Source organism: Brevundimonas sp. (genome assembly GCF_032107865.1).
GTDB lineage: Bacteria > Pseudomonadota > Alphaproteobacteria > Caulobacterales > Caulobacteraceae > Brevundimonas.
In genome coordinates this window covers 1-15,198 of the sequence record NZ_DAMCNG010000053.1, presented here as the reverse complement: position 1 = coordinate 15,198, position 15,198 = coordinate 1, and the positions used below count along the sequence as shown (strand labels likewise).

The 15,198-nt window shown below is 66.7% G+C and carries 15 protein-coding genes; 10 read left to right on the top strand and 5 right to left on the bottom strand.

Annotated elements, in window-relative coordinates; translation table 11 throughout:
• On the top strand, nucleotides 1–410 hold a 410-nt coding region (locus RT567_RS06810), incomplete at its 5' end, for an ABC transporter ATP-binding protein (RefSeq protein ID WP_313575253.1).
• Here RT567_RS06810 and RT567_RS06805 read toward each other — a convergent pair.
• The gene (locus RT567_RS06805; RefSeq protein WP_313575251.1) at nucleotides 407–2,437 is read right to left on the bottom strand and encodes a lytic transglycosylase domain-containing protein; all 2,031 of its coding nucleotides are present in this window, start codon (nucleotides 2,435–2,437) and stop codon (nucleotides 407–409) included. The two genes, RT567_RS06810 and RT567_RS06805, sit on opposite strands and share 4 nt — an antisense overlap.
• A gap of 115 nt (nucleotides 2,438–2,552) precedes the next feature.
• Between RT567_RS06805 and dapA the strand changes: the two genes are divergently transcribed.
• From dapA to prfB, 4 genes are all read left to right on the top strand, one after another.
• The gene (gene dapA / locus RT567_RS06800; protein ID WP_313575249.1) at nucleotides 2,553–3,437 is read left to right on the top strand and encodes a 4-hydroxy-tetrahydrodipicolinate synthase; all 885 of its coding nucleotides are present in this window, start codon (nucleotides 2,553–2,555) and stop codon (nucleotides 3,435–3,437) included.
• On the top strand, nucleotides 3,437–3,907 hold the full coding sequence (gene smpB / locus RT567_RS06795; protein WP_087139379.1) for an SsrA-binding protein SmpB: 471 nt from the start codon (nucleotides 3,437–3,439) through the stop codon (nucleotides 3,905–3,907). The genes dapA and smpB overlap by 1 nt, the downstream gene beginning before the upstream one ends.
• A gap of 71 nt (nucleotides 3,908–3,978) precedes the next feature.
• The gene (locus tag RT567_RS06790; RefSeq protein WP_313575245.1) at nucleotides 3,979–6,399 is read left to right on the top strand and encodes a penicillin-binding protein 1A; all 2,421 of its coding nucleotides are present in this window, start codon (nucleotides 3,979–3,981) and stop codon (nucleotides 6,397–6,399) included.
• A gap of 74 nt (nucleotides 6,400–6,473) precedes the next feature.
• A protein-coding gene (gene prfB / locus RT567_RS06785; protein WP_313575243.1) for a peptide chain release factor 2 occupies nucleotides 6,474–7,587 on the top strand; the annotation gives its coding sequence in 2 pieces (ribosomal slippage) (nucleotides 6,474–6,542 and nucleotides 6,544–7,587; 1,113 coding nt in all).
• 77 nt (nucleotides 7,588–7,664) lie between these two features.
• Here the strand turns inward: prfB and RT567_RS06780 are convergent.
• The 3 genes from RT567_RS06780 to tyrS all read right to left on the bottom strand — a co-directional run bounded on the left by RT567_RS06780 (nucleotide 7,665) and on the right by tyrS (nucleotide 10,120).
• Nucleotides 7,665–8,228 carry a polymer-forming cytoskeletal protein gene (locus RT567_RS06780; RefSeq protein WP_313575241.1) on the bottom strand — a complete coding sequence of 188 codons (564 nt, stop codon included), beginning with the start codon at nucleotides 8,226–8,228 and terminating at the stop codon, nucleotides 7,665–7,667.
• Between the two features lie 133 nt (nucleotides 8,229–8,361).
• Nucleotides 8,362–8,829 carry a peroxiredoxin gene (locus RT567_RS06775; protein WP_313575240.1) on the bottom strand — a complete coding sequence of 156 codons (468 nt, stop codon included), beginning with the start codon at nucleotides 8,827–8,829 and terminating at the stop codon, nucleotides 8,362–8,364.
• Between the two features lie 10 nt (nucleotides 8,830–8,839).
• A complete protein-coding gene (gene tyrS / locus RT567_RS06770) occupies nucleotides 8,840–10,120 on the bottom strand; it encodes a tyrosine--tRNA ligase (RefSeq protein ID WP_313575238.1) in 1,281 nt (426 codons plus the stop codon).
• Between the two features lie 179 nt (nucleotides 10,121–10,299).
• Here tyrS and RT567_RS06765 point away from each other — a divergent pair, with 179 nt between their 5' ends.
• From RT567_RS06765 to RT567_RS06755, 3 genes are all read left to right on the top strand, one after another.
• Nucleotides 10,300–11,439: an anhydro-N-acetylmuramic acid kinase gene (locus RT567_RS06765; RefSeq protein WP_313575237.1), complete on the top strand. Its 1,140-nt coding sequence runs from the start codon at nucleotides 10,300–10,302 to the stop codon at nucleotides 11,437–11,439.
• Nucleotides 11,439–12,395 carry a DMT family transporter gene (locus RT567_RS06760; protein WP_313575235.1) on the top strand — a complete coding sequence of 319 codons (957 nt, stop codon included), beginning with the start codon at nucleotides 11,439–11,441 and terminating at the stop codon, nucleotides 12,393–12,395. Before RT567_RS06765 ends, RT567_RS06760 begins: the two co-directional genes overlap by 1 nt.
• 111 nt (nucleotides 12,396–12,506) lie before the next feature.
• Complete coding sequence (locus tag RT567_RS06755) at nucleotides 12,507–13,484, top strand: TerC family protein (protein WP_313575233.1); 978 nt, start codon at nucleotides 12,507–12,509, stop codon at nucleotides 13,482–13,484.
• A gap of 11 nt (nucleotides 13,485–13,495) precedes the next feature.
• Here the strand turns inward: RT567_RS06755 and RT567_RS06750 are convergent, their stop codons facing one another.
• The gene (locus tag RT567_RS06750; RefSeq protein WP_292057062.1) at nucleotides 13,496–14,146 is read right to left on the bottom strand and encodes an alpha/beta hydrolase; all 651 of its coding nucleotides are present in this window, start codon (nucleotides 14,144–14,146) and stop codon (nucleotides 13,496–13,498) included.
• A gap of 161 nt (nucleotides 14,147–14,307) precedes the next feature.
• Between RT567_RS06750 and RT567_RS06745 the strand changes: the two genes are divergently transcribed.
• On the top strand, nucleotides 14,308–14,778 hold the full coding sequence (locus RT567_RS06745) for an Rrf2 family transcriptional regulator (RefSeq protein ID WP_292057067.1): 471 nt from the start codon (nucleotides 14,308–14,310) through the stop codon (nucleotides 14,776–14,778).
• Nucleotides 14,775–15,198, top strand: a 424-nt coding sequence (locus RT567_RS06740; protein WP_313575232.1) for an aminotransferase class V-fold PLP-dependent enzyme, incomplete at its 3' end; no start/stop codon positions are given. The genes RT567_RS06745 and RT567_RS06740, both read left to right, overlap by 4 nt.

Genomic DNA, 15,198 nt, shown 5'->3' with positions numbered 1-15,198 from the left:
TGCTGGATGAGGTCGGCGTGGGTCATCTGGCGGATCGCGGCGTGGCCGAGATGTCGGGCGGCGAGCGGGCGCGCGTCCTGCTGGCCCGCGCCTTGACGGTTCCCGCTCCCTTGCTGGTGGCGGACGAGCCGATCGCCGGGCTGGACCCCGACGCCCAGCTTCTGGTGCTTGAGAGGCTGCGCGCGCGCGCTGACGCCGGGTATGGCGTTCTGGTCAGCCTGCATGACCTGACCTTGGCCGCACGCTTCGCCGACCGGGTCGTGGTGCTGGATCAGGGGCAGACGGCGGCGGAGGGGGCGCCGACCGAGGCCCTGTCGCCGCACGTGCTGAAGACGGTGTTCAATCTGGACGCCGTCTGGTTGGAGGCGTTGGACGGGCCGCTGCTGGCGGCCCGCCGCCTGTCGTCCTAGGGTTGATACGGACGCGGGCCGGTGTTCGGCGGCGTGCCGCGCGCGAGGTCCGCTGAAGGCGTCAACGGCGCCGAGCCGCCGTTCAGGCGGGCGCGATAGACCTGCATGTTCTCCATCACCCGCATCATATAGTTGCGCGTCTCGGTGAAGGGGGCGCACTCGATGAAGTCGATGGGGTCGACCTGGGCCTGGCGCGGGTCGCCGCAGCGCGCGGTCCATTGCGGCGGACGCGCCGGTCCGGCGTTGTAGCCGACGGCGGCCAGCAACGGCGATCCGCCGAAGTTGTTCATCAGTTCGCCCAGGTGATAGCTGCCCAGGGTCATGTTGACCTCCGGATCCCACAGCTGTTCAGAGCTGAAGGAGCGGCCCATGCGTCGCGCCACGCCCTGCGCCGTCGCGGGTAGAAGCTGCATCATGCCTCGTGCATCGGCATGCGAGCGAACCAGGGGATCGAAGCTGGATTCCTGACGGGTGATGGCCAGGGCGAACTCGTTCGGCGCCATGCCCGGAACCTGTTGCGGCAGACGGATCGGATACATGCGCTCGGGCATGACGAAGCCGCGCTGGCTGGCGGCGCGGCCGACCATCATTGATCCGAACTGATCGCCGTAGCCCTGCATCAGGTCGAACAACTGCGACAGGTCGTAGGGCGAAGGCAGCGCATCATCCAGATGATAGGCGAAGACCCGCATCAGGTTCTTTTCGCCGATCTGGCCCAGGATGCGGGTGGCGCGCACTACCTCATTGCCCTCGAAGCGGTTGACGTCTTCCGCCGATGGGGAGGGTTCGCCCGGCAGGGTCAGGGTCGTCGCGCCCGCCTTTTCCGCGGCCAACTGGCCGTAGAAGGTCTGCCAGTGCTCGGCGCCAGCCTGATACCAGCGCTGGGCGTCCTCACGATTGCCCCGCGCCTCGGCCGCACGGCCGAGCCAGTATAGGGCGCGGCCCTGTGTGATCGGGGTCGAGGAGGCGTTACGCAGGACTTCGAAATGCTGGGCCGCCGTCGCTGGATCGTTGAGCTTGGTCAGAGCGACCCAACCGGCGAAGAACTCGGCGTCGACCTTGCGTTCGCCCGAGGGGAAGCCGTGGCCGTTCATGGCGGCGTAGGCGGCGCGGGAGTCGCCGCGTTGCAGGGCGTCCAGGAAGTAGTTGCGGCGCTCGCTCCACAGGGTGTTCTGACCGTCGGCGTGCGACGGCGCGGCGGGCAGGGCGGACAGAAGCGGGAAGGCTTCTGACTGGCGTCCAGCTGAGCGCAACAGGCGCACCCGCTCCAGCACCACAGCCGGGTCGCTGGCCTGCGCGGGGCTGAGGCCGCTGACGATGACGTCGGGGGCGTAGGCGGTGCGCAGCGCCATCACGGTGTTGGCGACGGCCTGGCGGTCAGCCGGAACCAGAGCGACCATCGCGCGCGTCGCCGGGCCGTGCGGCCCCAGTAGCAGCATGTTCAGCCGCGTGACGTGGTCGTCGCTGGTCAGCCAGCCGCTCCAGCGCGAATAGATCCGGCTTTGCTGGGCCTCTTCAAAGCTCTGGGTGCGCCACCAGTCGCGAATCAGCGTCTGGGCCTCCTGGCGTCGGCCTGTCTGCTCTAGGGCGCCGGCCAGGGCGACGGCGCCTTCAGCCGTGGTCGGGGCGCTCCCGTTGAAGAAGGCCAGCACGGCGTCCGGCGATTGGCCCGCCATGTCCAGCGCGCGCTCGCCCGCAGCCCGGCGCGAATCGCCGCGCGGCCAGTTCGCCAGGTCGGTCTGCGCCAGCGCCAGGTCGCTGTAGGACATCTGCTTGTCCGAGGTGTCGACCAGCGCCCACTCGACCAGCTTGCGCGCGGCCGGATCGGAAATGCGCGCCATGATGGACTGCGTGCCCACGACGTCGCGCGCCCGCGCGGCCGTGAGGCCCTGTTGCACCAGGGCGGCGTCCTGGCTGCTGATTATGCCGCCCTGACTGGCGGAATAGGGTGTCGGCGTGCTGTTCAGCACGTCCTGAGCCGGTGGAGTCAGAATCGCCAGGGCGGCGGCCACGGTCGTCGCGATCATCAGATATCTGATCCTCATTCATCTTTGGTTGCGGCCAAGCGGCGGGCAACCTACCCTTTGCCGATTAGTGACGGGCGGAACGCCGCCCATTTCTCCGCACAGGTATGTTGTTCCCATGACCGCCCCCTTGTTCAAGGGCGTGATCACCGCCCTGATCACACCTCTTCGTGACGGAAACGTGGACGAGACCGCTTTCAAGCGCCTGTTGGAACGCCAGATCGCCGCTGGGGTTCACGGCGTCGTGCCGATGGGCACCACGGGCGAGAGCGCGACCCTGCATCTGGACGAACACAAGCGCGTGGTTGAACAGTGCGTCGAAATCGCCGCCGGACGCATCCGCGTCATCGCGGGCGCGGGCTCGTCCGCAACGGACAAGGCGATCGAGCTGACCCGCTTCGCCAAGACGGTTGGCGCCGACGGCGCCCTGGTCGTCACCCCCTATTACAACCGCCCCTCGCAGGCCGGGATGCAGGCGCATTTCGAAGCCGTGGCCGACGCGGTGCAGTTACCGATCCTGCTGTACAACGTGCCGGGGCGCACGGGCGTGGACCTGTCGAACGAGACGGTTGCGGCTCTGTCGGCGCACCCGAATATCGTCGGCATCAAGGACGCCACGGGCGATGTGGCGCGAGCCAGCTGGATGCGCGCCAGCATCGACGGCGCTTTCGACCTGATCTCGGGCGATGATTCCAGCTATCTGGGCTATGCGGCCCACGGCGGCGTGGGCGTCATCTCCGTGACCTCTAACGTCGCGCCCGAGGCGATGGTCGCCTTGCACGATGCGATCCAGGTCGGTGACTTCGCCGCCGCACGGTCGTGGCAGGAACGCCTGATCGGCCTGCACAAGGCGCTGTTCCTCGACAACTCGCCGTCGCCGACCAAATACGCTTTGGCCAAGCTGGGCCTGTGCACGGAAGAGGTCCGTCTGCCGTTGTCGCTGACGGCCGACGCCGTGAAGCCCGCCATCGACAAGGCGCTGGCTGAGGCCGGGGTCGCCTGATGGCTGCAGACGCGCCGAAACAGAAGACGATCGCCGAAAACCGACGCGCGCGCTTCGACTATTTCCTCGAGGATCACATCGAGGCCGGGATCCAGTTGCTGGGGACCGAGATCAAGGCGCTGCGCGACGGTCGGGCCAACATCGCCGAAAGCTATGTCTCGCCTGAAGGGCGCGAGATGGTGCTGATCAACGCCGACATCCCGCCCTACAAGATGGCGAACCGGTTCAACCATGAGCCGCGCCGCCATCGGAAGCTGCTGCTGCACCGCAAGCAGATCGACAAGCTGATCGGCGCCGTTCAGCGTGACGGCCGCACCATCGTGCCGGTGCGCCTGTATCTGAACGAGGCGGGCAAGGCGAAGCTGGAAATCGCCCTCGCCAAGGGCAAGAAGCTGCATGACAAGCGCGAGACTTCGGCCGAGCGCGACTGGCAGCGCGACAAGGCGCGTCTGTTGCGCGACAAGGGATAAGTGCAGTTCCGCTTTGCGCGCCGCGCGACGCGCGATAAACGACGGAACATGGGGCGCGTCTTGCGGAGTTCATGGTGAAGATAGCCGAACGCTGGTTCGTCATGGCGGGCGTGGCCCTGCTGGGCGCCATCGCCGTGGCCGGGGTGGTGGTGGCGATCTACGCCGCCTGGGTCTTGCACGACATGCCGGACGCCTCCGAGTTGGCGGATTATCGTCCGGCGACGGCCACGCGCGTCTATGCCGAGGACGGCACCCTGATCGGCGAGTTCTCGGACCAGCGCCGAATCTACGTCACCTATGATCAGGTGCCGCAGACGGTCGTTCACGCCTTCCTGGCGGCCGAGGACCAGAACTTCTTCAGCCACGGCGGCATCGACGTGTCCGGCATCGGCCGGGCCATGTTCAAGAACGTCTTCAACGTGCTGTCCGGGCGTCGCCTTGAAGGCGGCTCGACCATCACCCAGCAGGTGGCCAAGAACGTCCTGCTGACCAGCGAGACCAGCCTGAACCGCAAGCTCAAGGAAGCTGTCCTGTCCAGCCGTCTGGAAGCGACGCTGAGCAAGGAACAGATCCTCGAGCTGTATCTGAACGAGATCTACCTGGGTTATCGCTCCTACGGCGTGGCCTCGGCGGCCTACAACTATTTCGGCAAGTCGCTGGATCAGCTGACACCGGACGAGGCGGCCTTCCTGGCGGCCCTGCCCAAGGGGCCGACCAACTATCACCCCAAACGCTATCCCGAGGCCGCGATCGGTCGCCGGAACTGGGTGCTGGGCGAGATGGCTGACAACAAGTGGCTGTCGGACGAGCAGTTGCAGACGGCCTTGGCCCGCCCGCTGAACACCCGTTCGGCGCCGCGCCGCGCCGAGTACGCCGACGCCGATTTCTTCGTCGAAGAGGCGCGCCGCCGCGCCATCGCCCTGTTTGGTCAGGAAGAGGTCAACCGCGGCGGCTATTACCTGCGCACTACCCTGGACCCTCAGCTGCAGTCGGCGGCGCGTGACGCCCTGATGCGCGGGCTTGAGGACTACGACCGTCGTCACGGCTGGCGCGGCGCCTGGGGCACGACCGACTTCGCTGAAGGCTGGCAGGCCGAAGCTCAGAAGCGGACGACCCCGCCCGAGCGTCGTTCGTGGCAGGCGGCCGCCGTCGAGAACGTCAGTGGAAGCACGATCCGAATCCGCACGGCCAAGGACGACCAGACGGGGACGCTGCGCGCGACCGACGTGACCTGGTCCAACGCGGGGCGTCGCCCGCTGAAGCGCGGCGATCTGATCTTCGTCGAGCGTCAGGGCGGTCAATTCGCGCTGAAGCAGGTGCCCGCCGTCAACGGCGCTCTGGTCGCCATCGAGCCGCAGTCGGGCCGCGTCCTGGCGATGGTCGGCGGCTATTCCTACGCCCTGTCCAGCTTCAACCGCGCGACCCAGGCCCGCCGCCAGCCCGGTTCGGCCTACAAGCCCTTCGTCTATGCGGCGGCGCTGGAAGGCGACTTCACCCCGGCCTCGATCGTTCTGGACGCGCCGATCAGCTTCCCCGGCGGCCCCGGCGGCCGTGCCTGGACGCCCCAGAACTACAGCCGCCAGTTCTACGGCCCGCAAAGCCTGCGTCGCGGCCTCGAACTGTCGCGCAACGTCATGACCGTGCGTCTGGCTCAGGCGGTGGGCATGAAGAACGTCGTCGACCTGTCCAAGAAGATGGGCGTGGTGGATGACATGTCGCCGAACCTGGCCATGTCGCTGGGCGCCGGTGAAACGACGCCGTACCGCATCACGGCCGCCTACGCCGCCTTCGTCAACGGCGGGCGCCGGGTCGATCCCTATCTGATCGAACTGGCTCAGGACCGGAACGGCCAGACCATCCATCGCGCCGACCGTCGCCAGTGCCGCGACTGCGGCCGGGGCTTCAGCGGCCAGGAATCGCCGCGCCTGCAGGATCGCGGAACCCAGGTGATCGACCCCATCACCGCCTATCAGATGAGCTCCATGCTGGAAGGCGTGATCCAGCGCGGCACCGGCGCCCGCGCCCGCAGCCTGGGTCGCTGGGTCGGCGGCAAGACCGGCACGACCAACGAATACCGCTCGGCCTGGTTCGTCGGCTTCTCGGCGGACGTCGTCGTCGGCGTCTTCGTCGGCTTCGACGACAACCGCTCGCTGGGCGGGGGCGAGGCGGGGGCTTCGACCGCCGTGCCGATCTTCATCGACTTCATGGAAGACGCTCTGAAGGAACGTCCCGCGCGTCCCTTCGTGAAACCGAAGAACGCCATCTTCCGCACCGTGAACGGCATCGAGGAAGCTTTCCGTCCCGGCACCGAGCGCCAACTGCGCGAAGAGGCGCCGCGTCCGGCTGCGCCGGAAGGGCCTCAGAACTACTACGACGTCATTCGTCGCGAGCAGGAAACCAAGTCTCAGGCTCCGACGCCGGCCGCGCCGCCGCCGGTGGCGCCGCCGCCGCCCAAGAAGCAGCCAGCTGAGGACTTGAGCGACCTCTACTGACCCTCTAGGTAAGCCCACCACCCGGCGCGCCTATCTCTAGGCGCGCCGTTTCACCCTATGTCGCGGAGATTGCGATGAGACCGGATGTCGAGGCCATGAAGGCCGACATCGAGCAGAGCGTCGCTCTGCTCAGGAGGCGACTTTGACTGGGATGTCGCTCTAAGAAAGCTCGATGAGCTGAACGCGCGGGTTGAAGATCCGACGCTATGGGACAATCCTGAACAGGCCCAGGCCGTCAGCCGCGAACGCTCGCGCCTGGAAGCCCAGGTCAACACCGTCAAGGAAATGGAGCAGGGTCTCGAAGATGGGATCATGCTGGCCGACATGGCTGACGAGGAGGGCGATGAAGCCACCCTCGAGGACGCGCGCGAGCAGTTGAAGGCCATCAAGGAACGCGCCGCCCGCGCCGAACTTGAAGCCCTGCTGTCCGGCGAGGCCGACGGCAACGACGCCTATCTGGAAATCAATTCCGGCGCAGGCGGCACCGAGTCCAACGACTGGGCCGGGATGCTGATGCGGATGTACAGCCGCTGGGCCCGCGCCCACGGCTATGAGGTCACGATCGAGGCCGAGGAACAGGGCGAACAGGCGGGCATCAAGTCGGCCACCCTGCAGATCGCCGGGCCGAACGCCTATGGCTGGCTGAAGTCGGAATCGGGCGTGCACCGCCTGGTCCGTATCAGCCCCTACGATGCGGCGGCCAAGCGCCACACCAGCTTCGCCTCCATCGGGGTGTCGCCGGTCGTGGACGACACGATCGAGATCGATATCAACCCGTCGGATGTGCGCACCGACACCTATCGCGCGTCCGGCGCCGGCGGTCAGCACATCAACAAGACCGACTCGGCCGTGCGTCTGACCCACATTCCGACCAACACGGTCGTGGCCTGTCAGGCCGGTCGTTCGCAGCACCAGAACCGCGAACAGGCCTGGAAGATGCTGCGGGCGCGTCTGTACGAGTTGGAGCTCCAGAAGCGGGAGGCTGCGGCTCAGGCTTTGGCCGACGCCAAGACCGACATCGGCTGGGGACACCAGATCCGCTCCTACGTCCTGCAGCCGTACCAGATGGTGAAGGATCTGCGGACCGAGGTCGAAACCTCGGACACGCAGGGGGTTCTGGACGGTGACCTGGATCCGTTCATGGGCGCCGCGCTTGCGGCCCGCGTGGGCGAGACCCGCGAGGGCTGATCAACTCGTCGGATCAACGCACAAAAAAAGGGCGGCCTTCGCGGGCCGCCCTTTCTCGTTTCCGTCAGTCGCGCCGATCAGGCGGCGGGCTTGGTTTCGACCTTGGCGTCCGTCTTGGCGGGCGCGGGCTTTTCGGCCGAGGCGGGCGCTTCCAGCATATTGGCGCCCGGCGTGTCGCGCTTGGCCTGGGTGCAGCGGCCCTGGAACCAGGCGCCCTGTTCGATCGAAAGCTGCTCCTGGGTGATGTCGCCCTCGACGCGCGAGGTGGCGAACAGCTTGACCTGCTTGGCGACGATGGCGCCAGAGACGCGGCCGCGCACCTCAAGGATGTCGGCGTGGACCGTGCCCTCGACCGCGCCGCCTTCGCCGATCACCACACGCACCACGCGGATGTCGCCTTTCAGCGAGCCGTCGACCTGAAGCTCGCCCGCGCCGGAGATATTGCCCTCATATTTCACGCCCGCCGACAGGGTCGACAGGCTGGACGAGCGCGCGGCCGGGCGCGCCGGTTCGGGCGTCCGCACGGGCGCAGCAGCAATCGGAGCGGCGGGGGCGGGCGTCGGCTTGGCTGGTTCCGGCGGCGTCGGAATGCCCAGGCCGCTCGAAGTATTGTTGTCGAGGGGTTTGTTCTTGTTGAACATCTATACTCTCCGCGTCACGCCGGGACGACCGGCGTTTGGTCAATGTCAGCCCCTGAGGATACAATCCCTGACAATACTTAGGGGGGGCTGAGACGGAGAGGTCAAGCGGGGCCTTCCGAACCCCGCTCGCCGATCAAAGCGCTTCGACGGCGGCCAGCACCTGTTCGGCGTGGCCTTTCACCTTGACGTTCCGCCAGGCGCGACGGACCACGCCCTGGCCGTCGATCAGGAAGGTGGCGCGCTCTATGCCCATGTATTCACGGCCGTAGAGCTTCTTCAGCACCCACACGCCCCAGGCTTCGGTGACCACGCCGTCTTCGTCCGAGCCGAGCACGACCTTGAGGTCATGCTTGGCCTTGAAGCGGTCCCGTTTCTTCACCGCATCGCGCGACACGCCGATCACCACGGCGTTCGCTGCCGCGAACCGGTCGATCAGCGCCGAGAAGTCCTGTCCTTCGGTCGTGCAGCCCGGCGTGTCGGCCTTGGGGTAGAAGTAGAGGACGATCATCTTCCCCTTCAACCCGCCTAGCGACACCCGCCCACCGCCGTCCGTCGCTAGATCGAAAGCGGGGGCGGGGGTGTTTTCGGTGATGTCGGTCACAGGGCGCTCCTTAAACCGGCCGCACCAGCACCAGCTTCTTCTTGCCGGCGCCGAGTTTCAGCACGCCGTCGGCGTTCAGGTCGGCTTCTTCGATCAGGCGGGCGCCGTCATTGACGACCTCGTCGTTCAGGCGAAGGCCGCCGCCCTGGGCCAGACGGCGCGCCTCGCCGTTGGAGGCGCTGAGGCCCGCCTTGGTCGTGACGGCGGCGATCATGGCGCCGATCACCTCGTCGCGCGGCAGTTCGATCGTCGGCAGGTCGGCCGATAGTTGGCCCTTCTCGAAGGCGGCTTCGGCGGCGGCGCGTGCGGCCTTGGCGGCCTCGACGCCGTGCAGCATGGAGGTGGTCGCGTCGGCCAGCGCCTTCTTGGCGTCGTTGATCTCGGCGCCTTCCAGCGCCTCATAACGCTCGATCTGATCCAACGGCAGGTCGGTGAACAGGCGCATGAAACGGCCTACGTCGCCGTCTTCAGTGTTGCGCCAGTACTGCCAGTAGTCGAACGGCGCCAGGGCGTCAGCGTTCAGCCACACGGCGCCGCCGACCGTCTTGCCCATCTTCTGGCCCGAGGCGGTGGACAGCAGCGGCGTGGTCAGGCCGAAGGCGGCCTTCTGGTCCACCTTGCGGGTCAGTTCGACGCCGTTGATGATGTTGCCCCACTGGTCCGAGCCTCCCATCTGCAGATTACAGCCGTAGCGACGGTTCAGTTCCAGGAAGTCCGTCGCCTGCATCAGCATGTAGTTGAACTCAAGGAAGGTCAGCGGCTGCTCGCGTTCCAGGCGCAGCTTGACCGAGTCGAAGCTCAGCATGCGGTTAACGGTGAAGTGCGTGCCGTAGTCGCGCAGGAATTGCAGGTAGCCTAGCTTTGACAGCCACTCGTCGTTGTCGAGCATCAGCGCGTCGCTGGGGCCGTCGCCGAAGGTCAGGAATTTCTCGAACACGCTTTTGATGCCGGCGATGTTCTCGGCGATCTTTTCCTCGGTCAGCAGAGGGCGCTGGGTGTCCTTGAACGAGGGGTCGCCGACCTTGGTCGTGCCGCCGCCCATCAGCACGATCGGCTTGTGCCCCGCCTGCTGCAGGCGGCGCAGCAGCATGATCTGCGTCAGGTGACCGACATGCAGCGACGGCGCCGTCGCATCGAAGCCGATATAGCCCGTGACCACGCCCGTCGCAGCCGCTTCGTCCAGTTCAGCCGGATGGGTGATCTGGTGAATATAGCCGCGCGCCTTCATCAGGCGCAGGAAGTCCGACTTGAAGGCGGTTTCGGAAGCGGTTTGGGTTGTGGGCTCGGTCATGGTCGGGTCCGTAGCATCAGAACCGGCGGCCGTCTTCCGAGGAATAATGCCGCCGAGGGAAGGGCGGCAAGGATCGCGGCCGCTCTCTAGTAGAGGCCGTAGTAATAGGCGGCGAAAAGGGCCGGTTGCGCGATCATGGGCGCTAGCTACGTCGCGCCCGACGTGGCAGTCAAGCCGCCATGACGACCTCCTCGAAAAAGACTCTCCGCGTGCTCGGCTTCATGACCGGCACTTCGCTGGACGCCGTGGACATGGCGGTGATCGAGACGGACGGCCACGACATCCTGTCCTTCGGTCCTGCCGGAGAGATGAAACTGGACGGCGAAACGCGCGCCATCATTGAAGACGCGATCGACGATGCCTTCGACTGGGAGCGCGACGAGGAAGAGCCCGACAGCTTTGAGGACGCCCGCATGGCGGTGGCCGACGCGCATCTGGCGGCCGCGCTCGGCTTCATGGCGGTGAACGGGGTGAAGTCCAGTGCGCTGGATCTGGTCGGCGTCCACGGCCAGACCGTGCTGCATGAGGCGCCGACGCCAGACTTGCCGGGCCGCACCATCCAACTGATCGACGCTGTCAGCGTGGCCGAGGGGCTGGGCGTGCCGGTCGCCTATGATTTCCGCAGCGACGACGTGGCGGCGGGCGGGCAGGGCGCGCCGTTGGCGCCTGTCTATCATGCGGCGCTGGCTCGCAAGGCGGGGATGGAGGGGCCGGTCGCCGTGCTGAATCTGGGCGGCGTGGGCAACATCACCCTGATCCGCGCCGATGGCGGTCTGGAGGCGTTTGACACCGGCCCGGCCAATGGCATGGTCGATTTGCTGGTCCAGTCGCGCATGAAGAAGCGCATGGACGAAGGCGGTCGTCTGGCGGCGGCGGGAACGGTCGATCAGGCCGTGCTGAACGCCTATCTGGCCCATCCCTATTTCGCGACGAGCGGCCCAAAATCGCTGGATCGCTTTGACTTCTCGCTGGACCCAGTGGCGGACCTGTCGCTGGAAGACGCCGCTGCGACCCTGACCGCCTTCGCGGCGAAGGCCGTGGCGCTGGGCGTCGCCCGCTGTTCGGAGCAGCCGAAGGAGATCGTCGTCTGCGGCGGCGGTCGTCATAACCCTGTGCTGCTGGCCGCCATTCGCGAGCGCGTGGGCGTCCCCGTCTCGACGGCCGAGGACAAGGGTTGGCGTGGCGACTCTATCGAGGCCGAGGCCTTCGCCTTCCTGGCGGCGCGCTGTCGCCTGGACCTGCCGATCAGCTTCCCGGGTACGACTGGCGTTCCTGCGCCCATGACCGGCGGTCGGATCGTCGAGCCGGGAGCGGAGTAGTGGCGGCGTCATCGCGCTTCTGGGGCGTCGTCAGCGGTCTGGCGGCGGGCGCGTTGTGGGGGTTGGTCTTCCTGGCGCCGAAGGTCGTGCCGGAGGCCTCGCCCCTGCTTCTGACGGCGGGGCGCTATCTCGCCTATGGCCTGATCGCGGTCCTGTTGATCGCGCCGCGCTGGCGGCGGGTGACGGCGGCGCTGACGCGCAAGGCGTGGGGCGCTCTGGTCTGGCTGAGCCTCGCGGGAAACCTGGTCTATTTCGCCTTTCTGGTGGTCGGGGTGCACTACGCCGGCGTCGCGGCCTCGGCCCTGATCGTCGGCATGGTGCCCGTAGTGGTGGCCTTGTGGGGGCTGCGCGACAAGGAATCGCCGCCGTTGTCGCGTGTCGCGCCGCCCATCGCCGTGGCGGCGCTGGCCGTGGGCCTGATCGGCTGGGAGTCGCTCAGCCAGGGCGGCGGCGCGGCGGCGCAAAATGGAACGGCCACCTTGATCGGCCTGGGTTGCGCCGTGGCGGCCTTGCTGTCCTGGACCGCCTTCGCCGTCGGCAATAGTCGCTGGATGGGGCGTCTGCCAGACGTCACTCCGCATGAGTGGTCGCTGCTGACCGGCGTGGTCACAGGAGCGCTGGCGCTGCTGCTGGTCATCCCGTCGCTGTTCATGCTGGACGGCATGACGGACGACGCCTGGGTGCGCCTGATCGGCGTCAGCGCGGCCGTGGCGATCTTCGCCTCGGTCATCGGCAACGCCTTCTGGAACCAGGCCAGCCGCCTGCTGCCCCTGACCATGCTGGGCCAGATGATCGTCTCCGAGACCTTGTTCGCCTTCATCTACGGCTTCATCTGGGAGCAGCGCGGGCCGACCGTGATCGAGATCGTCGCCATGATCCTGATGATCGTCAGCGTCGTCTGGTGCGTCCGCGCCCACCGCCCGGCGGCCTTGGCGGCGGCGGAAGGCGAGCATTAGGCAAGCAACGCTTGCCGTCTCTAGGCGTTGAGCCAGAGCGGACCGGGCCCCTCTGGCGACCCTTCATCGCGATGTCGGCCGCGTCGTTGAAAACGGCTCGCGAAGGCGTCGATGGAACTGTTGCTGCTGGAGTGGTTGGGCAAGCCCGTCTGGATGTGGGCGGGCTTTCTGACGATCGTCATCGCCCTGCTGGCGCTGGACCTGGGTCTGTTCAACCGGCGCGATCATGAGATCGGGGTGCGCGAGAGCCTGGGGCTATCGGCCTTCTACATCGCCGTGGCCCTGGTCTTTGGGGCGTGGCTGTGGTCGTGGCTGGGGGCTGACAGCGCGGTCGAATACCTGACCGCCTACGCCGTCGAAAAAAGCTTGGCGATGGACAATGTCTTCGTCATCGCCCTCATTTTCAGCGCCTTTTCCGTGCCGCGCCTCTATCAGCATCGCGTGCTGTTCTGGGGCGTTCTGGGCGTCATCGTCTTAAGGGCGATCATGATCGGCGGCGGGGCGGTGTTGGTCGCTCGCTATCACTGGGTGCTGTATCTGTTCGCCGGTTTCCTGATCCTCACCGGCATACGGATGTTCTTTGCGCGCGGCGAGGAAACAGACATCGCCGACAATGCGCTGCTGAAGTGGTTCCGGCGGCGGCTGCGGGTGACGAACGATCTGCGCGGTCATGCCTTCTTTGTCCGGGCGCCCAATCGTTCTGGCGAAATGAAACTATACGCCACGCCGCTGTTCCTGGCTCTGGTGACGATTGAAATCGCCGACGTGATCTTCGCCGTGGACTCTGTCCCGGCGGTCTTCGCCATCACGACGGACGCCTATGTCGTCTACACGTCCAACATCTTCGCCATATTGGGACTGAGGGCGCTCTACTTCGCCCTGGCGGCGGTGATCCACCGCTTCGCCTATCTGAAGCAGGCGTTGGCCGTCCTGCTGGTCTTCATCGGCGCCAAGGTGTTCGCCGCGCCGCTGCTGGGGATCGAGAAGGTGCCGCCGGCCGTTTCCCTGTCGGTGACGGCCGCGATCCTGGCGGCGGGGGTGGTCTGGTCCCTGTGGCGGACCCGCGCGGAGGCTGGGCCTCCGCGCTGATCTTCAGGACGTCAGGCCGGGTTTTCAGCCAGACGCTTGTCCAGATAGGCGCCGACGCGGCGCTCGACGGCGCCGATGTGGTCTTGCCAGAAGTGGGTCGCGCCCTCTTCCAGCTCATAGTCGATGACGATGCCCTTCTGTGTGCGCAGCTTGTTGACCACGCGCTCGACCTCGGCCGGCGGCACCACGGTGTCGGCGGTGCCGTGCAGGAACAGGCCCGAGGCCGGGCAGGGGGCCAGGAAGCTGAAGTCATAGATGTTCGAAGGCGGCGACACCGAGATGAAGCCATCCGTCTCGGGCCGGCGCATCAGCAACTGCATGCCGATGTAGGCGCCGAACTGATAGCCGGCGACCCAGGTCTGGGTGGCGGCGGGGTTGTTGGCCTGCAGCCAGTCCAGCGCCGTGGCCGCATCGGCCAGTTCACCGATGCCGCTGTCGAACTCGCCCTGAGACTTGCCCACGCCGCGCGAGTTGTAGCGCAGGGTGGCGAACCCGCGCTGGACGAACAACTGGTGCATCGTCAGGGCGACCGGGTTGTTCATATGCCCACCCGCCTTGGGGTGCGGGTGCAGGATCAGGGCGATCGGCGCATCAGGCCGCTTGCCGGGCGAATAGCGGCCTTCGATGCGGCCAGAGGCGCCGGGCAGGATGACTTCAGGCATGGATCGCGGTCCCTACAATCAATAGAGGTTTCGCCGGACGGATAATACTTGACCGGGGAGGTAGGACTTTCTAAGTCCCCGGTGCGTGACGCACTCGCCAGCGAGGCCGGGGGTCTTAGCATGGCCGCCCCGAAAAGCGTTAGAATTTTGAGGTTATTGGGATGCGCCTGTCGACAAAGGGACGTTACGCCGTGATGGCGATGGCCGATCTGGCGAAAAATGGGTCGGGCCGGGCCGTGTCCCTGGCTGAAATCGCCACCCGTCAGGAAATCTCGCTCAGCTATCTGGAACAGCTCTTCGCGCGGCTGCGCAAGGGCGGCTTGGTGAAGAGTGTTCGCGGACCTGGCGGCGGATATCGTTTGGCCAAGGAGCCGGGAGAAACGGTCGTGGCTGATATTGTCCTGGCTGTAGATGAGCCGATCCGCGCCACCCGCTGCGCCGCTCACGGCACGCCGCGAGGCTGTATGACGGGCGGTGCGCGTTGCATCACTCATGACCTATGGGAAGACTTGGGCGCGGAGATTCATCGTTATCTCGCCGGGGTCAGCCTTGCAGATGTGATAGAAAAGCGCACCAGCCGCGCGCGCATGGGTCAGAAGGATGCGACGTCGTCCATGGAGGCTGCTGCGTGAGCGTCTATCTGGATTACAACGCCTCCGGTCTGGTGCGTCCTGAAGTTCAGGCGCTCATGGCCAAGGCCTTGGCTGACAACGGCAACCCTTCAGCCGTGCACGCGGCCGGACGCCGCGCCCGTGCGCGTATCGAGACGGCGCGCGCGCAAGTGGCCGATCTGGTCGGCGCCGATCCGACGGCGATCATCTTCTCTTCGGGCGGGACCGAGTCCAACGCCCAGGCGATCCACAGCGCCCTGGCCGCCGGTTGCGAACGGCTGATCGTCGGCGCGACCGAGCACCCCTGCGTGGCCGAGGCCGCCGCCGTCAGCGGCGTTCCGGTCGAGGTGCTGCCGGTGGATGCGGACGGCGTGGTCGATCTGGCCTGGCTGGCCGAGGCGCTGGGGCGTCCGGGCTGCGCGGTCGTCGCCATCCATCACG